Source organism: Nostoc sp. (genome assembly GCF_041747015.1).
In the GTDB taxonomy this organism is placed as follows: Bacteria; Cyanobacteriota; Cyanobacteriia; order Cyanobacteriales; family Nostocaceae; genus Nostoc.
Genome location: NZ_JBGTFY010000020.1, coordinates 20448 through 43852 on the forward strand (window position 1 = coordinate 20448; position 23405 = coordinate 43852).

A 23405-nucleotide genomic window follows, 5' to 3' on the forward strand; every position below is an offset into this window, starting at 1 on the left:
TAGATTCAACCCAAAATAAACCTAGTACATTACGGTGAAAACAGACCAACTATTCAAAATAGCTCAAAAGCTTATTGAGTAAGCTTTTGGAATTTTGGATTTCGCAAAGCAGTACTAATTATTGCGACTGGTAATAAAATAAGCGATCGCTTGGAGTGACTTGGCTCTCTCCCCAAATGGTTCTAATTCCGCACAAGCTGCTTTAACTAGCTCTTGGGCTTTGGAGCGCGATTCCTCAAGTCCCCAAAGGCTGGGATAAGTCACTTTCTTGGCTTTTTGGTCTTTACCAGCTGTTTTGCCTAATTGCTCTTGGGTCGCAGTGATATCCAGAATATCATCGATGATTTGAAATGCTAGCCCAATATGTTGAGCATAACGGCTCAATCGTTGCACATCTTCAGATGATGCCCCAGCTATGATACCGCCACATACTACGCAAGCTTCCAAAAGGGCAGCTGTTTTGTGCTGATGAATGAAATTCAGCGTTTCTAGGGAAATATCTGACTTCCCTTCCGATTCTAAATCGACAACTTGACCGCCGACCAAACCAGCTGCCCCTAGCGCCCGACCTAGACGGGCAATTACCTGCAATACTAGCTCTCTAGGAACGCTTTGGGGGGTTTGAATAGCAACAAACTCAAAAGCCAGAGCCAACAAGCCATCCCCAGCTAAAATCGCCACATCTTCGCCATAGACTTTATGATTCGTCAACTTACCGCGACGATAATCGTCATTATCCATTGCCGGCAGATCGTCGTGAATCAGCGACATTGTGTGGATCATCTCCACAGCACAAGCCGTTGGCATAGCCATTTCAATAGTTCCACCGATCATTTCACAGGTAGCAAGGCAAAGAATGGGACGTACACGCTTGCCTCCAGCTAATAACGAGTAGCGCATCGCCTCATAAATCTTTTCTGGATAAATGATCGGGATAGCCTGATCCAAAGCAGTATCACAAAGCTTTTGTCGCTCTCTTAGATAGACTGCTAAGTTAAATGTGGCTTCCTCCGGTGGTGTCTTTTGGACGTTATTAGTTGCTACCATTCTTAAATTCCTAACATTTTGGGATTTTTGTTTTATACGTCACAATTTTAAGATGCTATGGAGCTGAAAAAATTAGGAGTTAGGGGTTGGCAATAATAATTCTTAACTTTTAATTCATCACTCCTTACTCTTTTCTTGCCGTTCTGGAATAGCTGGCAAATGTATTTTGCAACAATATGGCGACAGTCATCGGGCCAACACCACCAGGAACGGGGGTGATAAATCCTGCTACACTGGCGGTTGATTCAAAGTCCACATCCCCAACTAAGCGACTGTTGCCATTAGCATCGGTGACGCGATTCATTCCCACATCTACCACAACAGCGCCCGGTTTCACCATATCAGCAGAGATCAGTCCGGGATAACCGACTGCTGCAATTAGAATATCAGCATTTTGGGTGATAGTTTTGAGGTCGTGCGATCGCGAGTGGGCGATCGTCACTGTGGCATCAGCTTCTAGTAGCATCAGCGCCATCGGTTTACCCACCAAAATACTGCGTCCCACCACTACTGCTTGTTTTCCTGGCAAGGAAATCTCATATTCTTGTAGAAGCCGCATTACACCAGCTGGGGTGCAGCTACGTAAACCTGGTTCTCCTCGTATTAGTCGCCCCAAGTTTACTGGGTGCAGTCCATCGGCATCTTTATCGGGATCAATTTGATGTAGCAGAGTCACAGCGTCTAAGTGGTTAGGTAAGGGTAGCTGCACGAGAATGCCATCCACCCGTTCATCGTGGTTGAGTAGAGCAATTACCTCTTCTAACTCCTCAAGGGTAGTTTGGGCGGGAAAATGCTGGCCAAAAGAGGCAATACCAACCTTAGCGCAGGCTTTTTCTTTATTGCGTACATAAGCCGCTGACGCGGGATTATCGCCAACCATCACCACTGCTAAACCAGGCGATCGGCCAATTTTTGGTTGTAATTGTGCAATAGCAATAGAAAGTTCTTGCTGAATTTTTGCAGCGATCGCTTTACCATCTAGGAGTTTGGCCGTTTTTGTTTCCATGAAAATTTCCAGCTATATTCGTCTTTTGTTCAAAGTCCAGAGTGAAAATATTGACTGAAGAAAGGCAGAAGGTAGTCACTGAGCCTCCTGTACTGAGGCGCTTCATAGGAATTAGGTTAACTGAGATAACAATGACAATCTGGCTTATCAATCAGTGACTCAACCAAGGCATTCAAAGCAGTCGCAGCTAAAGCGCCACCTCCCAAAGTCCCTTCAACTGTAATAAGCTGAAGTTGTCCCATCAGGTTTGTAGTTGTGTCTGTTTCTGGTTCCACCTCTAAAATATTGCGGATGTGGTTTAGCTGAAACCCTTGCTGCTTAAGTGCGACAATCCGTTGTAACCGCAGAACATCTTTTTTGGTGTAGAGACGGTAATTGCTAGGCGATCGCACTGGTTGCGGTAGCAGTCCCAATTGATGGTTAAATAATGTATCCAAGTTTCGATATTTCTTTTTGGCACGAAGATTGCTATTTTCTCATCAGGCTTACGAAGTTCCTGTGAATTTTCTATCAGTGCATTATCTAAATCTTTCAGTGTTGCCTTTACTGTCTCAGTATCTGCATCAATCAACACTACTAGCATTCCTGAACGATAGTTTTTTCTACGGTATTCTTTAACCTCTGCTGCATAACGCTTTCTAACAAACTGCTCTCCTGCACCTTTACCTTTTGGAGAAGTCCTAATTGTAAGATTTTTTGGATTTATATTAAAGCCTCGTTTTTTCAAAAAATGATATGCAAAAACTTGCTGTTGTAGATCCTCACACAAAATTACTATCTGTACTCTATTCTGGGTCATACAGCCAGCCCCGCGCAATCAGTTCTGAAATTGGTAATCCAGAATTTTGAGTTTCTTCATTACTAATTAGTTTTACTCGTGTAGGTGCATTACTTTGACGCTCAAACCAATAACCGACAGGTGAAGCTAAAAGATAATTAATTATTACAGGATGATGGGAAATTAGTAAAGCTTGTATTTTTCCATCAATACAGAACTCATAAAGTTGAATTAGCCAAGGTTGAATTTCCGGCAGAGCTAAAAAATTCTCTGGTTCATCTATGCATAGTGTATAATCTTCAGACTGAGTGCAATATATTAATGTATACAGAGCAATTAATACTTTTTGTCCATCAGAAAGTTCATTAAAGTAATAATCAATAATATTTCTAATATTTACAACAGATGCAAATCTTAACTTTAAAGTTGTATAGCCTACGCCGAACTGGTCAAATTTAAAACTAACAAAACCGTCTAAAACATTTTTTAAAACATTCATTAGTTCAGCTACCTTGCCCTGATCATGTGAAATATAACGATACCAAGAAATAAAATTTTCCATTTTAGGACTCAATTGGACTTCTTCTTTTTCACTCCCATTAATTATCATACTAGGAATAATTTGTACAATAATAAATCGCTCCATTCGGTGTTTGAACCAGGTCAGCTTTGTGATGTCATTATTTGCCATAAAGAAAGGTAGTATGGACTGATACCAATTAAAAGAATATTTTTGACCGACTGAATGATTGTCATAAAAAGTTTGAACTTCGCCTATCTCGAACTTCAATAAAGGTTGGTTATCAAACCATAAACGTTCATATTGTACATGGCGATCTTCTAGATTGTGTTCAATAGCAAGTTCATATTTATAATTGCCATCATTTCCGTCAATTTCTATTTCAAAACGCTGAATTGGTAAAGTTTGCCAGCGAGTGCAGTCAAAAATTGGGAAAAGTCCTTCTACCTTAGCGACGCCACTTATAAAAAGTTGAATTCTCCGCAAGACTTCAAAAACAGTTGATTTACCTGTTCCATTACCACCAAGAAACAGATTAATTGAGTCAAAATTCATCTCAAAATTTACCAACCCACGAAAGTTATCAATATATATTCGCTTCAACATAGATTTTTTTCTCCTAGTGCAATTTTAAAGCTAACAGTTAAATCGTCTCATTTACCCACATCCCGCTTTTGAAAAACACTCCCAGAAGACAGACAAAAATTTAACTCTGTGTAACTTTGCGCTTCCCTCAGCGCCCCTACCCTGCGGGAAGGCGAAGCGCCTATGCGTTTCAAAATTATTATAAGCCTTGACATTAACATCAATGTCAAGGTTTATCCTGAAAGAGTCCCAGTTAATTCACCTCTCATGCTCTACCCCCAGCGTTTTAGCCAATTCACCAGAGAACACGCAGATACCGTAGCCGCCCTTTTGTGTGGCTTACTGCTATTTCTCGGATGGTTTGCCTTACATCTTGGCGCTTTCGGATTAGCATTCTTACTGCTACCTGCTGCTTACGTAATTGGTGGTTACGAAAGTGCGCGGGAAGGATTGACTACTTTATTCAAAGAAAAAGAACTCGATGTAGATTTGTTGATGATTGTGGCAGCGATTGGTGCTGCTAGTCTCGGCTTATGGCGAAGAGAATATCATTTAATTATTGATGGGGCAATTTTGATTCTGATCTTTGCCATCAGTGGCACACTAGAAGGCTATGCAATGCAGCGAACTGAGCGGAGTATCCGCAGTTTGATGAGCCTGACACCAGATACAGCAAGGGTTTTACATCAGGGAAGGGAAGCGGAAGTTTCTATCAGTCAGCTAAAAGTTGGTGATAAAATTGTCGTCAAACCTGGAGAACTAATTCCTACTGATGGGATCATTTTATCTGGTTACAGCACCCTGAATCAAGCTGCGATTACAGGCGAGTCTTTACCTGTAGAAAAAACAATCGGTGCAGAAGTATTTGCCGGCACACTCAACGGCTATGGTGCGTTGCAGATTAAGGTACACAAACCAGCCCAAAGCAGTTTAATTCAGCGGGTGATTCGCTTAGTAGAACAAGCGCAGACTGAAGCACCACCTTCGCAAGAGTTTATCGATCGCTTTGAGAAAGGATATGCCAAAGTCATTGTAGTAGCCGGGATATTACTAGCAACTTTACCACCATTTCTTTGGGGTTGGGATTGGGAAACAACGATTTATCGCGCCCTTACCTTCCTGGTGGTAGCTTCTCCCTGTGCGCTGATGGCGGCAATTATGCCCACACTGCTTTCAGGAATCGCCAATGGTGCAAGACAGGGGATTTTGTTTAAAAATGGGGCGCAGTTGGAGAAGATTGGCAAAGTTCGAGCGATCGCATTTGATAAAACTGGTACTCTCACAACAGGACAGTTGCAGGTATTCAAGATAATTTCAGTTAGTGAATACACTCAAGCAAATGTATTAAAAGCCGCAGCTAGTGTGGAATCCTACTCAGAACATCCTATTGGTAAGGCAATTGTGCAGGCGGCTGGTGATTTAGATTGGGTTGGTGCAGTTCAAGTGCAAGCTATACCAGGACAGGGAATTGTCGGAATCGCCCAAGAACAACGGGTAATTGTGGGAAATGCTGTTTTTGTGCAAAAGTATGCCACAAATTTACCTGAAGAATTGCGAGAAATAGCTCAATCTTTGGAGCAAGAAGGTAAAACTGTAGTTTGGGTAGCACAAGGAAGCAGAGGGGCAGAGGTTATGGGTGTAATTGCGATCGCAGATGAAGTAAGATCGCAAGCAGCCGCAACTATTACCCGGTTAAAGAAACTGGGAATTGAACAAATTGTCATGTTAACTGGGGATAACGAAGAAACTGCTCACAGTGTCGCCAAAGCAGTCGGAATTGATCGGGTATATGCTCAACTATTACCAGAAGATAAGCTGGATGTGATCCGCTGTCTACAGCAACAATATCAAACTGTGGCAATGGTAGGCGATGGGATCAACGATGCACCAGCCCTCGCGCAAGCATCTGTAGGTATAGCGATGGGAATATCTGGTAGTGATGTGGCATTGGAAACCGCAGATATAGTACTGATGGCAGACAAGTTAGAAAAAATTGCCGTGGCGATACATTTGGGTAGGCGATCGCAAGCCATAATCAAACAGAATATAGTCGTAGCGTTGGGTTTCATTATGTTGCTTTTGGTGGGCAACTTTCTCGGAAATATTAACCTACCCATTGGTGTCATTGGCCACGAAGGTTCCACAGTGTTAGTTACCCTCAGTGGTCTGAGATTGCTGAAATAAACCATCATTCTCTCTGTGTCCTCTGCGCCTGGGCGGTTCGTTGACAGCAATTTTCAGGTAATTCAATTGGTAGTTATCGATCAATACGGTTCAGTTAGCGCAAAAAACCTTAAGCTGCGTAGGTTGGGTTTCGTAAAGCCTCAACCCAACCTACGATTCTCCTTAACTGAACCGTATTGAGTTATCGATTGGTACAAATAATTAAAAACTCCGACTCCCCACTTCTTTTGGTGCAGGAGCGATGGGAGCGCCATTGGTTAGGTTGAGAATCCCAGAAACAACAATTTTCTCCCCAGCTTTTAGTCCTTCGAGAACTTGATAATTATTCCCCTCAATAACTCCCAATTTCACGGACTTTTGTTGAGCCACCAAAGATGGCGCTTCAGATTGAGGCTTTTCCTTCGGTGCTTCAGCCACAAATACAAAAGTCTCTCCACCCAGGCGAGATATTGCTGTAACTGGAATTAAGATTCCTGGACGTTGGTTCCAGATAACTTTAGTTTGCACCGACTGGCGATTGAGCAGCTGGCGTCTAGAGTTACCAAAATTGGCTTTAGCCAAAACTGTCTGCGAATCTGAACTAGCATCTGGGGAGATGAAACTTACCTTACCCCTTGCTGTGGGTTTGCCTTGAGCGTCCAGCATTTGCACTGGTAATCCCAAGCGTAGCTTTTGGGCTTCTTGTAACGGAACGGAAATATTCAGTTCTAAAGAGTCATTTCTAGTCAATGTAGTGAGTTGATCTGCTTTTTCCACATAATCTCCTACCTTTGCGGGAATATCACCAACAATGCCAGTGAAAGGAGCTAGGACTTTTGTGTATTGCAGTTGAACTTGAGCAGCTTGGACTTGGGCATTTGCTTGAGTGACTTGCGATCGCGCTTGGGCAATTTCTTCTGGGCGGGAACCATTTTCTAGTTGCCTTAAGGATTGTTTCTGTTGTTCTAGGGCACCACCTAGCTCATTGATACTAGAATTTCTACTTTTGCGCACTTGATCTAGGCGTTTCTGGGCTACGACAAGAGCAGCTTCAGCACTTTGCTGTTCTTTAACATATCCTTCTAAGACATCTTGGGAGACTGCACCCTCTTTTCTCAATTGTGCGTATCGCTTGGCTCGTGACTGTGCTAGTTCCACATCAGATTTGGCTGACTGAATTTGAGCTTCAGCTTGGGCAATTTCTTCTGGTTGCGATCCAGCTTGAGCATCTGTAAGACGAGCTTGGGCTTGGGCTAATTGCGCTCTACCTTGGGCAATTTCTTCTTGTCGAGTACCCGCTTTGAGTTCCGCAAGACGTGCCTGGGCTTGTTCGAGTCCGCCTTTAGCTTGTAATAATTGAGCTTGAACATTATCACTTTCCAGGCTAAGAATAACTTGCCCTTGTTGAACACGGTTGCCTTCTTTAATCAAAATCTGGGTAACTCGTCCTTCAACCTGTGGTCTAATGATTACTGATCGTGGAGCTTCCAAGGAACCAAGAAACTCCGAACTTTCCTGCACAGTTCGAGTTTCTACGGTTGCTAGCTTGACGGGAATTGCCATCGGTTGACCGGCTGCCTCAGCACCCGATGGTGTATTGCTAGTTTGCCACCAGCGCCAACCAAAACCAACACCTGCAATTAACAGGACAATTCCCAACAGCAAAGGCCAACGTCGCTTTTGAGGTGGCTTAGGCGATCGCTCTGGCAATGGTTGCGACTCTTGACTAGAATCAGTAACAGCAGGTTGTTCTAGCTCAATAGGAAGGGGAGATTCTGGGAACTCAGAATGGGACATCTTTGTTTTCTCGTCTTGTGGATTTACGCTTGGGCAATCTACTCTTGGCTAAAAAAACACTATTTGAATAGTTTTTTAACCATTTTTTCTCTATAAATTGGAGATAAATATCGCTCAGGATGTCCAGCATCTAAAACGAACAAATTTACTTAAGAGATCGTGGTTAATTTGTACATTATCTAACTCCTATAAGTTATTTATACGGATGATTTATAAACCTTGGTTTTGGCCCATAGAGGAAGCGCCTCTATATCTGAGGACAGTGTACCCTATTTAATGCATAGGTTCTCCATAAGTGTTTGCAAGTGCTTGCTTGCATTATAACCACATAGTAGAAGTGATTGGTACAAGGTAATGAGTTTATCGCTCTTAAGTAATAGTGAATACTGATCTTAGGGAAGAAAAAGCTATGGAGCGATCGCATTTTTGTAAAAAAATCCCCATGACGCCAGTTGCTTCAACAGATAGCGAGTCATTGAGTGTCGGGAACCTCCGCAAGGTAATGGTTCCCTAATGCCCAATCTTCTTCAACTATCTACAACCGATTTCTTAGAATCCAGTTTTGGTAAGATACCTACAGTTGATTTTGGGTTAGTAACAACATGATAAAATAGTACTTCATATCGATTAAGTGCTTGCTCCAAGGAATAGTTTTCTTTGGCAAACTGTCTCCCTGTATTACCTAGCTTTGCCCCTAAAGTAGGATTAGCATATAAATCATACACCGCAGCGGCCATTGCATCGGGTGATTCTGGCTCAACAATTATACCACCACCACTAAGTTCGATTGCTTTGGCAGCAGTACCAGTGGCGGGAACTGAACCCACAATCGGGCGACCACTTGCCAGCAGCAGTGGTATTTTTGAAGGCATATTGAACGAAATCACATTGCCCTTTTGCACAATCAGTCCCACGTCAGATGCTGCTAGCATTTCGGGTAGTTTTTCTCGCGGTTGCAACGGTAGCAGCAAAACATTATCTGCTCCATTTAATTGACAATATTCCTGCAATCTTTGCAATGCTCTTGATTCGCCAACGATAACAAAGACAATTTCTTTGATATGACGCAAGCAAACTGCTGCTTCTATTACTGTCTCTAAACCTTGGGTTAGAGCAATGTTGCCTGAATACAGGACTACAAATTTCCCATCTAATTGATGGCTAGATATCCAGGAGTTGCTCTCTTTAGGTAATGGGTGAATGAAATTTACATTTACCCAATTAGGAATACAAACAATTTTATTAACAGGTACTCCCTTCTTCACTAAATTCTCACTAAACCCATCAGCGATCACACTAATTGTGTGTGCAGTCCGATATGCAAATTTCTCTAAGGCTGCAAGAGTTCGGATCATCCACTTGTTTTTCAGTAGCCCGATACGCACGGCAGCTTCTGGTAGAATATCTTGCACATTTAGAATTACTGGGCAGTTGTATAACCAACCAAGTAGTGTTGCAGGTAATGTAGCTAGTAGAGGTGGAACTGTTAAGATAATCACGTCGGGACGTCCGCCTTTGAGGGCTTGTGGCAAGCTCGTGAAAACAAAACTCAATTCCAGCAACAACCGATCTACAAGATTAGGTTTAGACTTAATCCTGAGATAACTTCGCTGGATTGTAACGCCATTTTTTTGTTCCGTAACGTACCATTTACCTCGATACCCATCATAAATCTCGCGCTGAGGATAGTTGGGCATTCCGGTAATTACCCGTACTTCATGACCTCGCTTTACTAGTCCTTCTGCCAATTCAGTCATTAACGGAGCAATTCCAATTGGCTCTGGATGATAGTTATATGAATAAATAAGAATGTGCATGAGCTATTTGTGAATTTCATGAAGACAGTACGAGATATCGGATTTATTACTTATAGGAAGTAGTGGTTGCTACTTTTATTACTTTTCTTAACTTACAATATTTTTTTGATTAAGATTGCGTTAAGCATTGTTTATGACTTTTAGTATTAGTTTTTAAAAGATAATTTTTGTAGATCATAAAACATTTAAAAATCAAAATCTTAGTTTGTGTAAATAGGTTAGATTCTTATAGATATAGGTTTTAGTTTCTAGTGATTATGACAATCGTTAGTCTGGTTAGTTCTAACTAATACCTAAATTTACACTCAGGGGATTGTAGCATTATATTTACGCTTGTGCATATAACCCTTATTCCGCCCTTTAAACTGGCACATGAAGTATTTTTAACCAAGTCATCATTATTGTATTTACTGAAGATTACTCTACTTTTTTAAGTAGTTCATGTCCTGCATAGCTTGGCATTTGAAGCTGTTACCGGAGAATAAAAGTTAAAGTTGAACCAACAAACAGCAACAGTGAAAGCAGCACTGGTTGCTCTAGTGGCGGCGATTTGGGCGAAAATATTTTTCATTGTCATCACTTAAGGTTGACCACAAGGTTTTTTTAACGTATTGCCCGCAGTATGAAGGTTCTGGCAGTCTAAGCCACCTTGTACGCTAAATGCTTATGTATGGGAAATTTTGCCAGTTTTTGCCAAAATTGTTGTATTTTAGCGAAAATGTTTTTCATTGTCATAACTCCAAAGTTAATTGACATCATGCAGATATAAATTTATAAACAGCCTAAGCTTACAATAGAAATGTGTATAAGTAAATACTGCATAAAACTACGGTAGCAAATTTAATAAATCAATTAAGAGAAGACTTTTTTTGTGAAGTTTTGGATAAGATATCAATTTAAACCCACAGTACTCGGTTAAAGATTCACAAGAAACATTCAAACTATAATTACCTAAAAATCACGAGCGATCGCCTGATAATAACTGATAAAGTTGAGCTACGCAAAGTTGAAAACAGTGTCCTATGCCTGGGTTTCTATTAGAAGTTGGTACAGAAGAACTACCTGCAAGTTTTCTCAGTGATGCTTTAGTGCAATGGCAGGAGCGCATTCCCCAAAGCCTGGAAGCAAACAGCCTCAAGGGCGAAAGTGTCCAAGTATACGGTACTCCCCGGCGGTTGGCGGTATTAATTAAAGGTCTACCATCCCAGCAACCAGACCGAGAAGAAGAAATTAAAGGGCCTCCTGCTCAAGCGGCCTTTAAAAATGGTCAGCCAACAGCAGCAGCAACAGGTTTTGCCAATAGACAAGGCGTAGAACTAGATGCGCTGTTTGTTCGCCCCACTGACAAAGGGGAATTTGTCTTTGTGCAAAAAAGAATTCTCGGCCGTCCTGTGGCGGAAATTTTGACAGAATTTGTTCCTCAGTGGATTTGGGGTTTGGAAGGTAAGAGGTTGATGCGGTGGGGGAATGGGGATGCGAGGTTTTCCCGACCGATTCGTTGGCTGGTGGCTTTGCTAGATGAGACGGTGCTGCCTCTAGAATTAGTGAATGGTTCTAAAACGATTAAAAGCGATCGCATTTCCCAAGGTCATCGCGTCTTGCATCCTGAACCTGTGACAATTGCCCAGGCTACTGATTATGTCACAACGCTACGCTCTGCTTATGTCACAGTTGATCCCGATGAACGGGCAAATTTGATCAAAGAGCAAGTAAAGGCAGTCGCAGAGAATTTAGGCGGGTATACACTAATTTACCCCGACTTGTTAGCGGAAGTAACCAACCTTGTAGAATATCCTTCCGCAGTTGGCGGTAAATTTGAACCAGAATTTTTGGAATTACCAACTGAGGTAATTACTGAAGTTATGGTTACTCATCAGCGTTATTTTCCTGTATTTAAATCAGATAGTTCTCAGCAAGAATTATTGCCCAATTTCATCACCATTTCTAACGGTGATCCTAATAAAGCAGATATTGTTGCCGTAGGGAATGAAAGGGTGATTCGTGCCAGATTAGCTGATGGCAGATTTTTTTACGAAGCTGATTTAACCAAGCCAATAGATAGCTTTTTACCCCAGTTAGAAAAAGTCACTTTCCAAGAAGAATTGGGTTCGTTACGTGCCAAGGTAGATAGAATAGTTAAAATTGCCGCGCAAATTACCAGCCAATTAGAATTAGACGAGAATCAAAGCCAAAAAATCCAACGTGCTGCTTTATTGTGTAAAGCAGATTTGGTTACACAAATGGTATATGAATTCCCAGAATTACAAGGGATTATGGGAGAAAAGTATGCCTTAGCCAGTGGTGAAGATGCTGAAGTAGCAAAGGCAATTTTTCAACATTATTTACCAACAGGAGCCGGTGATATTTTACCCGAAACACTCACGGGTCAAATTGTCGGTTTGGCAGATAGATTAGATACTTTGGTGAGTATCTTTGGTTTAGGTTTAATTCCCTCCGGTTCCTCTGATCCTTTTGCTTTGCGCCGGGCTGCAAATGCTGTAGTTAAAATTACTTGGTTTTATAATTTACCAATAAATTTAGATGATTTATTGGCGCAAATAGCCACAGACTTTGCAGCAACATATCATAAAGATCAGGCATCATTAACAACAGCATTACAAGAGTTTTTCTTGCAACGTATCCGCACTTTACTGCAAGAAGAAAAGCAAATTGATTACGATTTGGTAAATGCAGTTTTGGGAGAAAATGACCCAGAATACACAGAACGGACGTTAAAGGATTTATTAGATGTACGCGATCGCGCCTTATATCTGCAACAAATCCGCAACGACGGTACTTTAGATAACATCTACGAAACCGTTAACCGTTCCACACGATTAGCCGCCCAAGGTGACTTGAATACAAAACAGTTAGAACCAACAACCATAGTTGATCAAGAACTATTCCAAAAACCTTCCGAAGTAGCTTTGTATAATGCTTTAGTTGAATCAGTACCGCTTTCCTCAGCAGCACAGCAGACACGAAATTATCAACTATTAGTAGCAGCACTAACAAAAATTGCGCCGACAGTTAGTAACTTCTTTGATGGCCCGGATAGCGTTTTAGTTATGGACTCCAATCCAGAAGTCAAACGTAATCGCTTACATCTGCTCGGATTAGTTCGCAATCATGCCCGTGTTTTAGCTGATTTTGGCGCGATCGTCAAAAATCTGTAACGTAGGTCAACAAAAATTTGTGTAATTTTTGCTGATAAACGCTAATATGGGTAGTGCTTAACCAGGGACACTCTGCTGCAATCTATGCCTAGAGCTTCTGTAATTGGATTGGGAAAGTCCGGTGTTGCTGCGGCAAGATTGTTGAAACTGGAAGGTTGGGAGGTAGAGCTAAGTGATTGCAACACCTCCGAAACCTTCCTACAACAACAACAAGAACTCGCTGCCGAGCAAATAACCGTTAAACTAGGGCAATCTTTAGAGTTGAATGGTGCTAATTTACCGCAATTAATAGTCGTTAGTCCTGGTGTGCCTTGGGATATTCCGGTATTAGTTAAGGCACGCCAATTAGGCGTTGAAACCATTGGGGAAATAGAACTCGCTTGGCGAAATTTGCGTAGGCGCAGCCAGCCGCAGGCATCGCTACCTTGGGTAGGAATTACCGGCACTAACGGCAAAACTACTACCACAGCTTTAATTGCTGCCATTTTCCAAACAGCAGGATTAGATGCACCCGCCTGCGGTAATATTGGCTACGCCGCCTGTGAAGTTGCCCTATCTCAAAGAGCAGGGAGCAGGGAGCAGGGAGCAGGGGGAGCAGGAGAAAAATTTGACAACCCTTCACTCGATTGGGTAATTGCAGAAATTAGCAGCTATCAAATAGAATCTTCCGTCTCTCTTGCGCCCCGTATCGGTGTCTGGACGACTTTTACACCGGATCATCTCAGTCGCCATCAGACTTTAGATAACTACTACAACATCAAAGCAAAGTTGTTGCGTCAGTCGGAGTTGCAAGTGTTTAATGGCGATGATGCCTACTTAAGTAAGCTAGGTTTAAGCTATTGGCCTAATGCCTATTGGACAAGTGTGAAAGGAAAAGATTTCCTGATTAGCGAAAAAGGCTTTTACATCGAAAACGGTTGGGTTGTGGAAAAGTTGACTGCGACATCTGCACCAGAACCGATTGTGAAAGTATCTACTTTGCAGATGGTGGGAGAACATAACCAGCAAAATCTATTGATGGCAGTAGCAACAGCACGATTAGCGGGAATTAATTATGATGCGATCGCCCGCGCAATTAGTGAATTTCCTGGCGTTGCCCATCGTTTAGAATATATCTGCACATGGGAAGGTATTGATTTTATTAATGATAGCAAAGCCACCAACTACGATGCTGCTGAAGTTGGTTTAGCATCGGTGAACAGTCCAGCGATTTTAATTGCTGGTGGAGAAGCTAAACCAGGTGATGATACTGCTTGGCTAGCAAAAATTCACTCTTTAGCTGCTGCTGTGTTATTGATTGGCTCTGCTGCTCCGGCATTTGCCCAACGCCTCCAAGAAGTCGGTTATTATTCTTATGAGATTGTGGAAACGATGGAAAGAGCAGTTCCCAGAGCGGCGGAATTAGCTAAACAGTATCAAGCGCCTGTGGTGTTGCTATCTCCAGCTTGTGCGAGTTTCGATCAGTACCCCAATTTTGAAGTGCGGGGTGAGCATTTCCGTCAGTTATGTCTTACTTGGGCGGGAGGCTGCAAACCTGCCAGAGTCAAGAGTTTATAGTTCAAACTTGATAAGCAAAATAGAGATTTTTGTTGTGGTCAAATGCGATCGCATTACGCCGTAGACTTAAGTTTTGCTGTAGTTTAAAACTTCAACCTCATGAGCGATGCTTGTAGGTTTAGGAATAGGTAAGCCATACTCTAGCATTCCTTCTAGATGAAATTCAATAGCTTCTGCAATCATCTGCTTGACTTCTTCTAAAGTTTCACCCACAGCTACACAACCGGGTAAATCAGGGACATAAGCGCCGTAGCTAGTTTCTCCCTTTTCAATCACAACAGTATAACGCATCAGTCTTCCTCTAATTGAGCTTGTCTCCAGATATTTTTCAGAGTACCAATTGGCACGTCCACATTTGGCTTACCAGACACTGTTACAGTACCAAGTTTACTTTATATGTTTGAACTGTCGATGACTACCTTTATTTCTATCAAGATACCAACCATCAGCTTTTAGTCGTTTGATAACTTCGCGTACTTTCATGCTACTACTTATCTGTACAGATAGAGTTGCTAATTGAGAAATCAAAAGTCAATCAGATTTTCTATTTTTGGGCATGGTGCTAATGCTATTTGTTATTTAAAATCTGTAGCACCAACATCAAGACCAAATAGCTGCTGCGTATCCGGTGCAAAATTCTAACGTAAAAGTGCAAAGCGATCGCATCAGGTTAAACAGAAGGCTGAAAAACGTTCTACTGGTTCTAGCAATGTTTCTATAGAAAATGCGGTGTGTGAAATCAACAAAATAAACAAGCGCCGCAAATCTGGTGGTTTTTACTTGAATCAAGCAGAATTAATTCGATATTCTGAAACAAGGATATCAAGTGGCACTCAAAAGAGCGGCGCTAAAAGCTTTTAAAGGGCGTTATCAAACCGAAGAAATAGCAACTATTTGCCGCAGGTAGCTGCCGCTCCGACTTCTTTCTAAGTAAAAAAACTCACTATTATTAAAGGTAAGCTCCGGCACGAATTTATTAATCGCTGTGCCTACAATTAATTTAACAATAGCCAATCAATTCACTATCATTCCATTCCAAAGTGTCGCCAATTTTTTCGCCGTCGTGGTAGGCGGCGAGTAAGATTTCGCTAGTTTTCCCCCAAGCGATCGCACCACTGACATCTAAAGCGATCGCTCCCAAATCCCGTTTGTTCTGGTGCGATTCCCCAAGCGATCGCTGCATAGCATCCTTCAAGGACATACCATCAGTGACACGCACTACAATTCGTGCGGCTAAACACTCATCGATGATATCTTCCCCAATTCCAGTACAGCTAACACCAGCATTACTAGTTGCATAATTACCTGCGGGCATCGCGGAATCACTTACCCGACCAATGCGCTCAAATCCTTTACCACCAGTGGAAGTGCCAGCAGCTAGTCTACCAGATGCATCTAAAGCTACCACGCCAATGGTACCGCGCCCAGCATTACTGGTTTCTACCAGTTCGGGTTCTGCTACCACGCCAGCCATTGTGCTTTTAAAATTATCCTGGCGCTCTTTTATCCACTCTTGCAACCGCAAATCAGTTAAAGCGTTATAGCTAGGAATTTGCATTTCCCGCGCCAACTCAGCCGATCCAAAATCTGACAGCACTCGGTCTGGTGAGTTTTGTAAAAAATGTGCCAACTCAATGGGATTTTTTACCCGCGAGATATTAATTACACCACTAAACTGCCCTGATGCGCCATCCATCAAAGAAGCACTCATCCGAATTTGCCCATCAGATTGTAGTACTGAACCAGTACCAGCGTTAAAGCGGGGGTCATCTTCCAGCATTTGGCAACCCTGTAACACCGCTTCAGAGGCAGTTGCTCCAGATAACAGCAGAGAATAGACTTCTTCTACTACTGTATAGAGCGATCGGCGCACCGCCTCCAATCCTCCTTTACCGTGGAGAGAACTACCAGCCCCCCCATGAATAATTAATTTAGGTTGCACCTGTGACTCCATTAATCCCTTGCGCTATTTGCGTCTGTGTTGCGGTTAGTTTCATTTTGAGCTTCAGAACGGCGACGACGACAACGTTCTGAGCAGTATTTCACATCGTCCCAGCAATCTTGCCACTTTTTACGCCATGTAAAAGGACGTTGACATACCGGACAGATTTTTGTCGGTAGGTCAGATTTAGAACGAACACGTCCCATATAAATACTATGTAAATAAGAATCTGATTTGTGAAAGAGATGGAAGACAATTATAACCAGTTTGCTACAAAGGGAAGATCATTTCGGCGAATAAATGTAATGTCAATCTATCTTTAGACTTACTTTTGGGGTATTTGCCTTGAAAAGATGCAACTTTAGGCAGTTGGAAAAGGGTAAACATCAAATATTTTGGTTTAGCGATCGCTACTTTTATTGCATTTTGAGAAATTCCATAATAATACTTAGAAAAAATTTGGAAATAATATGAAAAATAACTATGTAAATATAACTTGGTTGCTTGTCCTTTTAGAAAGGATATACGGTCAATACTTGTCTTCAAAAATGTTGAGGCAAATCAGTAAATTCAAGTGAATTTTGATTTCGATTAACACGGTATTTAAGGACATCTTTATATAAAAATGTAAAAAGTCCAATTTTAAGCAAAGTAATAGTTTAAATCAGTTTGTTCATGAAATTATTAATACCATTTATGGTATTTTGGTTTCAGCAGAGAAGAGTTATATTTATTTGGCATCTAATGGTAATTTCACTGAATTAACTAAGGAAGCCTCAAGCCTCAAAGGATGTTTAAAATGTTGCAAATAGGTAAAAATTTCCAGAACTTAATTTTATTAACTCAAGCTTATTTCTTAACACTTGCTTGGAAAAATAGTACTAAGAATCATTACCAGCTAACGGCAACAACAAGCGACTGACTACCCGATTATCTGGTAATTGATAGAAATTTAACTCTCCTCCTAGTTCCTGCATCAGGTTTTGGCAGATTAACAGATGTGAAGCGGGTGGTTGGTCGAGGTTGGAAGGAGCAAGCACATCTTTGGGTGTATTATCATGTAGTTCTGTAAGTAACTGTGGTTCGATCGCACCGTTGTATGTAATCGATAGCTCTAGCAATGCCTGATGATCAGCCACTACCTTTGCAGAATCATCTTTGGGATCTACGGGTTTAAGCTTATCTAAGCGACGACACCAAATATCAATTCTGCCGCCGATTTGAGAACGGTTACAGGCAACAACCAACAATTCATGGATAACTAATTCAATTTTGACAATATCACCAGCGATCGCCATCAAAGGTTGAGCGCTAGAGCTAGGAACGCCTCTGGCTAATAAAGAACTTTTTGGCGATCCTTGCTCCTCAATTGTTTGTCCCAAACCATGTACACCAATCCACAGCTTTTGTTGTTTAACAAAATTTTCGATGCGTTCGAGCGATCGCTTCAATAATGTGGCTATAGGCATAGTTTCCCAACTCATGTGTAGCTGCCACTGCTCTAGTTTCAGCAGTCCACTCATCGAAGTGGCTGTATGATCTAACTGCCGCAGCAATAACTGATAGCGCATCTGATTTAGTTCATTAGCAGGAATGCCCAAATCATGTATTTGTTTAAGGGACTGCGCCGTTATTCTTTGAATTTCCTCTAAACGACGATGTTTGTACCAATTGAGTTGTCGTAATTCCTCTGTTGTGGACTCTAAAAGTTGGGTAATTCGCTTTTGACGACGCCACCAGGCTAATTGAGAAATTAGCATTGCTGTAGCACTAAGGCTTTCTTCAGACCAGCGACGCTCTTGATAGTCTGCCAACAACACTACACCTGTAGTTTCATAATCAGCGTTGGTACATAATGCCATCACTAAAATTTGACCTTTGTCTGGAGCATTCAACCATTTTCGAGTTTCCGGGGGTAAACTATCTACCTTCAAAGTCAGGTAACTCTCCGTAGCAAGTGCCCACTGAATTAAGGCATCAGCCTGGACAGAAATAGAGGCATCGGAAAAAATCCCCAGTTGGCTATTGGCAATCACTCCAGGGATAATTTCTGCCCAACTTTCACCAGGCGACCACGATAGCAGTACCGCAAGAGGACAGCCCAAAATTGATGCTATTTGTTCGAGTGCAGTGCGTTCTAAATGCTTTTTTTCGACCTCGATTTTGCTGTTCTGGGATTCTGTCAGGATGTGTAGGCATTGCTCAAATGCCTGGGAAACTTTTTGCTGCTGGGTGGTACGGTTGTGCAATTGCCACTGACGAATAATTACACCAATCTGTTGACTAACAGCCCATAGCAATTCTTTTTCCAGAGTTGTCCAAGAACGATGAGTTTCGTGAGTGATCACCAAAAGCGCTGTTGGTAGATAACCGTGAGTGCATTTACAAACAAGTAGCGATCGCACACCATTTTCTAACAACAAGGGACGCCAGTTAAAAAAGCGTAAATCTTCGTCTAAGTTTTCAATCTCCACCGCTTGAGTTGAACGTTGTAAAAGCTCCCCATCTAATTCTTTGAGACTATTAAGGGTAAATGTCAACGATCGGCGATTATAAGGCTGGCTTTGGTAAATAAATTGATAATTATTCTGCTCAGAGTCGTACTGCAATACTAAAAAACGGGTGGCACCAAGCCTAGCTAAAACTCTTTTAGCACAGCTGCGTAAGGTTTCCTGAAGGTCGTGTTCGCTATAGATACCTTGGGCAACTTGGCTAGTCAGTTGGGCATCTTCTTGAATCTGTTTGATGGTGCTTTCCATGTTTTCGGTTGGTGCAACCAAGGAAAGTAAGCCAGCAGCGCCTTGAACAAAATTTTTGTCTGTCTCCGTCCAGATCCGAGGTTCATTGCTTTCCACCGCCAGAAAACCTAATAGGTTTTTTTGCCAGATGATTGGAGCGGCCAGGAGCGATCGCACCTTCAACCGTTGCAGCAATTTTGCCGTAAAATGGCTCTTTAAAGAACTGCGTGCATCACCAATCGAGACAATTTTGTTAACTGCCAAAGCATAATAAAAGTCGCTCAACTCCTGTACAGTCATTCCCGCTGCTTGCTGAATGCTGGAATCGCGATCAACTTTAACCAGCTGATTGCTCATCCGACACCAAAAGTAGCGCCCTTCTCGATCAAACCAGTAAATATTTGTCCGGTTGGGGAAGACAAATTTATGAGTTGCTTGCACGGCTGCTTCAAGTCTTTGATTAAGGTTAGTCAGGGTGCGGACATTTTCTAGCAATTCTAATAATGGCTCGTCCGTTCGCTTGGTTTGCTTTTGCTGCAAATGCATTTCATTTTGATACAGCGCGGCCCCCAGTTCGCCTAAAACCATCATTAAACGTGCTTTGGCTTCCCCTGTTAGTAAGTAGCCCCAGCGTTCTGAACCTAGTAACAGCAAACCTAAGCAGCGGTCTTTATAGCGAATTGGTAAAATAATTGTTCCTTTAATATGGAATTTTTCAGCAACTTTGTGCCATTCGGCGGCGCGGATTTCAGTTTGCAAATCAGCTACGCCCAAAGGATGCTGTTCAATTACCACCTGCTCTAATAAATCCCCAGGACTAAGCACAACCCTTTGTCGTAAAAAGCTCGTGTCATGATCAGGTGTCATGCCCCCTTTGCCAAATAATATGTGATTTAGGCGATCGTAAAGAGCAATCCAAATCAGCCTATAGTCAAACTGCTCTTTGAGATAAGAAATAGTAGTTTCAATTAAAACGTCAACATCATCTTCTTCCCTGAGGCTCTGGAGGACGCGCCCCAACAATATGATCTGCTGTTCGGCGGCTATAGGTTTTTGCGACTGCCCCATCTGATTTATTGCTTAACATAGCTTGTAATATATAAGATGCCCAGAAAAGGACTCTGAGTAATATCGTCATAATTGTTTAATAGGCAGAACACAGGCTTGCTCCTTTTCCTGATAAACAACCAACATAATCGTGTTTCCTGTTTAACTCAGATTAAATAACTTTTGCATGAAGTATCTTTGATGCCCAAGGGGGTAATTTTCTTGAAAAGCAAATACAGTATAGCCTTGAGATTCATAAAATTCCTTAGCTTGAAACTCTAATGTCTCAAGATGAACCCCTACACAGTTTTGTTTTTGACCTTCTTTTTCCGCAATTCTCAGGATGTTGCTGCCAATTCCTTGGCTACGTAAGTCTTCTTGAACAACCAGGACTCTGATATAAAGCCAATCGCAACCGATTTCACCCAGAACTCCACCAACAATCAAACCTGATTCATCTCGTGCGAAAACTGCTATAGGTTGCCACTCCGACAACGGAAAAAAATGTTGATTGAACTGGCGAATCATTTGGATGACGGTCATCCGATCCTGTTGAATTACTTCCTGTTCTACCTGAATTGTAATCATCCTAATTTTGCTTCTGGGTAAGGTTTTGAGCAATACTCATTACCCACTCGTACATAATTCATTCTTTATAGAAGTTAATGAATATTTACAAGTTTGCGATTCGTCCGCTTTTGTTCAATGTGGTAAAAACCGATTCAGAGTGGTTACACCAGCAGACAATCCGCAGTTTTAGCTGGCTATCACAAAGAAATATTAGCCCTCCTGCTAGTTGGGTAAACCAACGCCTACAAAAATCTCTGTGTCTGTACGATTCACGTCTAGAACAAAATTTGTTTGGTCTAAACTTCCCGAATCCTGTAGGGTTAGCGGCTGGGTTCGATAAAGATGGCGTTGCTGCTGGAATTTGGTCTAACCTGGGTTTTGGCTTTGCGGAATTAGGAACTGTAACTTTTCATGCACAGCCAGGAAATCCCCGTCCCCGTTTGTTTCGCTTGCCGTTGGATAAAGCAGCTCTCAATCGGATGGGCTTTAACAACAGTGGTGCAGCAGCAATGGCGGCACGTTTGACACAGCAAAAACAGGAGTTAACTCAGTCAATACCCATAGGGATAAATTTGGGTAAATCTAAGATAACTCCTTTAGAAGCAGCCGCACAGGATTATCTCGATAGTTTTCGCTTACTCAAGAATTTGGGAGATTATTTTGTTGTTAATGTCTCTTCTCCCAATACACCAGGGTTGCGATCGCTCCAAGATGCTGCCATGCTCAGTGCCATCTTGGAATTATTGCAACAAGAAAATACTACACAAAAACCAATGTTTGTCAAGATAGCGCCAGATTTATCATGGTCAGCGATCGCTGACATTATTTCTTTGGCTAAAACCTACCAACTGGCAGGAATTATCGCCACTAACACCACCATCAGCCGTGATGGATTAAAAACCCAGGTGATTGACCAAACGGGTAAATCACCCCAGTTAGAAGCAGGCGGAATTAGCGGTGAACCACTGCGCGATCGCTCCACTGAGGTAATTCGGTTTATTTGGCAGCAAACCCAAGGACAAATCCCAATTATTGGCGTTGGTGGCATCTTTTCTCCTGAAGATGCTTGGGAAAAAATTACTGCTGGTGCTAGCCTGATTCAGGTTTACACAGGCTGGATTTACGAAGGGCCAGTGATGGTACGCCGAATTTTAGCAGGTTTGCTAGACAAACTAGAAGAAAACAAATTAACTACCATCCGCGAAGCTGTGGGTTTAGAATTCAAAAATCAAAAGTAATTAATATTTTTGATTTTTGAATTGTTTAACCTTCTTCCTCCACTGGGAAAAACTCCTTAGTTTTTTCCGAGTAAGACCAGGCAATACCATCAGGGTCTTTGTTGCGACTCCATTCAGGAAACTCTGGATCGTTTCGCCGTTTATAAACGGTGCTGGAATAGACATTTAGGCGTTTGGCAAGTTCTGATTGAATCAGAGAGCCAAAAACTAACTGTTTTTCTAGCGATCGTTTAGCTTGCTCATGGGTTGGCTGTGGGAGTGATTCGGTTTCTGGTTCTTCCTCCTGTGGGGTTGGCGGTGGTGCTAGGAGCGATCGCGCAGTTTTAGTAACTGGTTGAGCAGTAAATTCTTTAACAGGCTCACTACTGTCAAGGATATTGCCGAGAATGCTGGCAGTTATAAAGTAATAAGACTGCCCTGCATCTTCAGAGTTCAGTATACTGGCACCAAATTCCGAAGCTTTAGTATCCAAGTAGCGTTTTGCCGTTGTTCCCGGAAAATTGCCCTTAATTGCCAAGTCCATTGGCGTAAGTCTGCCCTGATTTTCCCGAACCAACTGATGAAAAATTGGGTTAACTCGCACAGTCCACTGTTGCCATTGATATTCCTGCCAAAGCTTGAAGCCAATTACCAGCAAAATTAACGCTAGTAATAGTCTCCATGTGGTAACTAGGAAAATAATCAAAAACGAGAGGGGCAAAAGCAGAACGAGAAAAGCCTTGCCGTTATTTTCTATGGGTTTTTCACTCATGCCGATTTTTGCCAAGTGAATTTGGGGAAATAATATTATTATATTGGCAAAAATTTGGTCACTTTTTTGTATCTTTTAGCAAAGTTGGGGCAAAATTGTCGGCAAAACCGAGACTAAGCAAATGTTGCACTCCAAAACCCTACAAATTCCAATACGCTTGGATTAAGATCCCCCCGCCTCCGGCGACCCCCTTAAAAAGTGGGTAAAAGAGATTGGTTCTATTTCCCCCTTTTTAAGGGGGATTAAGGGGGATCATTAAGGACTGTGTACCTTAATCGAACAATATTGAGGGGTAGGGCTTGTCGCCAGACATTGCCTCAAAGCTTCACCAAACCAAGGCTGATTTGAATTGCTCTATCTACCTGTGCAATTGCATCTTGGTGCAGCATTCCCAGGCGTTTAATCAGCCTTTGCTTGTCAATTGAGCGAATCTGATTGAGAAGTACAACCGAATCAACCTCCAAACCGCCTTCTGGGACATAATATTGTATGGCTTCGTTGAGGAATAGACTGCGATCGCCTAGCGTCTCCTCCTATACTTTTGCAGAAATTGACCCAGAAATTAAATTCCTGAGCTAAGTATCAAAAAGTTGCAACTGGTGGTCTAGGCGGCTAAACGAAGAATTTGATCTAGCTCACGTGAGCGTGGCGTCAAGTCCCCTTCAGGAGCGGA

The 23405-nt window shown here is 42.1% G+C and carries 18 protein-coding genes and 1 pseudogene; 4 read left to right on the forward strand and 15 right to left on the reverse strand.

The window, feature by feature from the left end; genetic code table 11:
* Positions 1-114: 114 nt before the first annotated feature.
* The 4 genes and pseudogenes from crtE to ACEW80_RS01585 all read right to left on the reverse strand — a co-directional run bounded on the left by crtE (position 115) and on the right by ACEW80_RS01585 (position 3957).
* Complete coding sequence (gene crtE, locus ACEW80_RS01570; protein WP_373524913.1) at positions 115-1047, reverse strand: geranylgeranyl diphosphate synthase CrtE; 933 nt, start codon at positions 1045-1047, stop codon at positions 115-117.
* Between the two features lie 124 nt (positions 1048-1171).
* Positions 1172-2053: a bifunctional methylenetetrahydrofolate dehydrogenase/methenyltetrahydrofolate cyclohydrolase FolD gene (gene folD / locus ACEW80_RS01575; RefSeq protein ID WP_373524914.1), complete on the reverse strand. Its 882-nt coding sequence runs from the start codon at positions 2051-2053 to the stop codon at positions 1172-1174.
* A gap of 227 nt (positions 2054-2280) precedes the next feature.
* A pseudogene (locus tag ACEW80_RS01580) lies at positions 2281-2472 on the reverse strand (MerR family transcriptional regulator); the annotation flags it as partial.
* Positions 2473-2838: 366 nt separating this feature from the next.
* Positions 2839-3957 (reverse strand): AAA family ATPase, encoded by a 1119-nt coding sequence (locus ACEW80_RS01585; RefSeq protein ID WP_373524915.1) that lies wholly within the window; start codon positions 3955-3957, stop codon positions 2839-2841.
* A gap of 246 nt (positions 3958-4203) precedes the next feature.
* Here ACEW80_RS01585 and ACEW80_RS01590 point away from each other — a divergent pair, with 246 nt between their 5' ends.
* Positions 4204-6120, forward strand: a complete 1917-nt coding sequence (locus ACEW80_RS01590; protein WP_373524930.1) for a heavy metal translocating P-type ATPase — start codon at positions 4204-4206, stop codon at positions 6118-6120.
* Between the two features lie 201 nt (positions 6121-6321).
* Here the strand turns inward: ACEW80_RS01590 and ACEW80_RS01595 are convergent, their stop codons facing one another.
* The gene (locus tag ACEW80_RS01595) at positions 6322-7896 is read right to left on the reverse strand and encodes an efflux RND transporter periplasmic adaptor subunit (RefSeq protein ID WP_373524916.1); all 1575 of its coding nucleotides are present in this window, start codon (positions 7894-7896) and stop codon (positions 6322-6324) included.
* Between the two features lie 527 nt (positions 7897-8423).
* The gene (locus ACEW80_RS01600; protein ID WP_373524917.1) at positions 8424-9713 is read right to left on the reverse strand and encodes a glycosyltransferase family 4 protein; all 1290 of its coding nucleotides are present in this window, start codon (positions 9711-9713) and stop codon (positions 8424-8426) included.
* A 1022-nt stretch (positions 9714-10735) separates the two neighbouring features.
* On the opposite strand from ACEW80_RS01600, the gene glyS reads away from it, so the two are divergent.
* Together glyS and murD are read left to right on the forward strand one after the other, a co-directional pair.
* Entirely contained in the window at positions 10736-12889 is a 2154-nt protein-coding gene (gene glyS, locus ACEW80_RS01605; protein WP_373524918.1) for a glycine--tRNA ligase subunit beta, read from the forward strand.
* 84 nt (positions 12890-12973) lie between these two features.
* The gene (murD, locus tag ACEW80_RS01610) at positions 12974-14446 is read left to right on the forward strand and encodes a UDP-N-acetylmuramoyl-L-alanine--D-glutamate ligase (RefSeq protein WP_373524919.1); all 1473 of its coding nucleotides are present in this window, start codon (positions 12974-12976) and stop codon (positions 14444-14446) included.
* A 66-nt stretch (positions 14447-14512) separates the two neighbouring features.
* Here murD and ACEW80_RS01615 read toward each other — a convergent pair whose 3' ends face one another.
* The 7 genes from ACEW80_RS01615 to ACEW80_RS01645 form a co-directional block, all read right to left on the reverse strand.
* Positions 14513-14737, reverse strand: coding sequence for a type II toxin-antitoxin system HicB family antitoxin (locus ACEW80_RS01615; protein WP_373524920.1), 225 nt, complete (start codon positions 14735-14737; stop codon positions 14513-14515).
* Positions 14737-14817, reverse strand: coding sequence for a hypothetical protein (locus ACEW80_RS01620; protein ID WP_292704493.1), 81 nt, complete (start codon positions 14815-14817; stop codon positions 14737-14739). Before ACEW80_RS01620 ends, ACEW80_RS01615 begins: the two co-directional genes overlap by 1 nt.
* A 16-nt stretch (positions 14818-14833) precedes the next feature.
* Entirely contained in the window at positions 14834-14929 is a 96-nt protein-coding gene (locus ACEW80_RS01625) for a type II toxin-antitoxin system HicA family toxin (protein WP_373524921.1), read from the reverse strand.
* 517 nt (positions 14930-15446) lie between these two features.
* Positions 15447-16400 carry an isoaspartyl peptidase/L-asparaginase gene (locus tag ACEW80_RS01630; protein ID WP_373524922.1) on the reverse strand — a complete coding sequence of 318 codons (954 nt, stop codon included), beginning with the start codon at positions 16398-16400 and terminating at the stop codon, positions 15447-15449.
* On the reverse strand, positions 16400-16594 hold the full coding sequence (locus ACEW80_RS01635; protein ID WP_094350216.1) for a DUF2256 domain-containing protein: 195 nt from the start codon (positions 16592-16594) through the stop codon (positions 16400-16402). Before ACEW80_RS01635 ends, ACEW80_RS01630 begins: the two co-directional genes overlap by 1 nt.
* A 675-nt stretch (positions 16595-17269) precedes the next feature.
* Entirely contained in the window at positions 17270-20194 is a 2925-nt protein-coding gene (locus tag ACEW80_RS01640; protein ID WP_373524923.1) for a GAF domain-containing protein, read from the reverse strand.
* 141 nt (positions 20195-20335) lie between these two features.
* Positions 20336-20761 (reverse strand): GNAT family N-acetyltransferase, encoded by a 426-nt coding sequence (locus ACEW80_RS01645; protein ID WP_373524924.1) that lies wholly within the window; start codon positions 20759-20761, stop codon positions 20336-20338.
* A gap of 77 nt (positions 20762-20838) precedes the next feature.
* Between ACEW80_RS01645 and ACEW80_RS01650 the strand changes: the two genes are divergently transcribed.
* Entirely contained in the window at positions 20839-21981 is a 1143-nt protein-coding gene (locus ACEW80_RS01650; RefSeq protein ID WP_373524925.1) for a quinone-dependent dihydroorotate dehydrogenase, read from the forward strand.
* Positions 21982-22006: 25 nt separating this feature from the next.
* Here ACEW80_RS01650 and ACEW80_RS01655 read toward each other — a convergent pair whose 3' ends face one another.
* Both ACEW80_RS01655 and ACEW80_RS01660 read right to left on the reverse strand, forming a co-directional pair.
* Positions 22007-22732 carry a hypothetical protein gene (locus tag ACEW80_RS01655; protein ID WP_373524926.1) on the reverse strand — a complete coding sequence of 242 codons (726 nt, stop codon included), beginning with the start codon at positions 22730-22732 and terminating at the stop codon, positions 22007-22009.
* A 317-nt stretch (positions 22733-23049) separates the two neighbouring features.
* Positions 23050-23196: a type II toxin-antitoxin system PemK/MazF family toxin gene (locus ACEW80_RS01660; protein WP_373524927.1), complete on the reverse strand. Its 147-nt coding sequence runs from the start codon at positions 23194-23196 to the stop codon at positions 23050-23052.
* Between the last annotated feature and the right edge of the window lie 209 nt (positions 23197-23405).

Coding starts and splice junctions, on each gene's coding strand:
- ACEW80_RS01600 (WP_373524917.1), bottom strand. CDS start 9,713: ATGCACATTCTTATTTATTCATATAACTATCATCCAGAGCCAATTGGA.
- ACEW80_RS01590 (WP_373524930.1), top strand. CDS start 4,204: ATGCTCTACCCCCAGCGTTTTAGCCAATTCACCAGAGAACACGCAGAT.
- ACEW80_RS01655 (WP_373524926.1), bottom strand. CDS start 22,732: ATGAGTGAAAAACCCATAGAAAATAACGGCAAGGCTTTTCTCGTTCTG.
- ACEW80_RS01615 (WP_373524920.1), bottom strand. CDS start 14,737: ATGCGTTATACTGTTGTGATTGAAAAGGGAGAAACTAGCTACGGCGCT.
- ACEW80_RS01640 (WP_373524923.1), bottom strand. CDS start 20,194: ATGGGGCAGTCGCAAAAACCTATAGCCGCCGAACAGCAGATCATATTG.
- ACEW80_RS01585 (WP_373524915.1), bottom strand. CDS start 3,957: ATGTTGAAGCGAATATATATTGATAACTTTCGTGGGTTGGTAAATTTT.
- crtE (WP_373524913.1), bottom strand. CDS start 1,047: ATGGTAGCAACTAATAACGTCCAAAAGACACCACCGGAGGAAGCCACA.
- ACEW80_RS01625 (WP_373524921.1), bottom strand. CDS start 14,929: ATGAAAGTACGCGAAGTTATCAAACGACTAAAAGCTGATGGTTGGTAT.
- ACEW80_RS01650 (WP_373524925.1), top strand. CDS start 20,839: ATGAATATTTACAAGTTTGCGATTCGTCCGCTTTTGTTCAATGTGGTA.
- glyS (WP_373524918.1), top strand. CDS start 10,736: ATGCCTGGGTTTCTATTAGAAGTTGGTACAGAAGAACTACCTGCAAGT.
- ACEW80_RS01595 (WP_373524916.1), bottom strand. CDS start 7,896: ATGTCCCATTCTGAGTTCCCAGAATCTCCCCTTCCTATTGAGCTAGAA.
- ACEW80_RS01645 (WP_373524924.1), bottom strand. CDS start 20,761: ATGATTACAATTCAGGTAGAACAGGAAGTAATTCAACAGGATCGGATG.
- murD (WP_373524919.1), top strand. CDS start 12,974: ATGCCTAGAGCTTCTGTAATTGGATTGGGAAAGTCCGGTGTTGCTGCG.
- folD (WP_373524914.1), bottom strand. CDS start 2,053: ATGGAAACAAAAACGGCCAAACTCCTAGATGGTAAAGCGATCGCTGCA.
- ACEW80_RS01630 (WP_373524922.1), bottom strand. CDS start 16,400: ATGGAGTCACAGGTGCAACCTAAATTAATTATTCATGGGGGGGCTGGT.
- ACEW80_RS01635 (WP_094350216.1), bottom strand. CDS start 16,594: ATGGGACGTGTTCGTTCTAAATCTGACCTACCGACAAAAATCTGTCCG.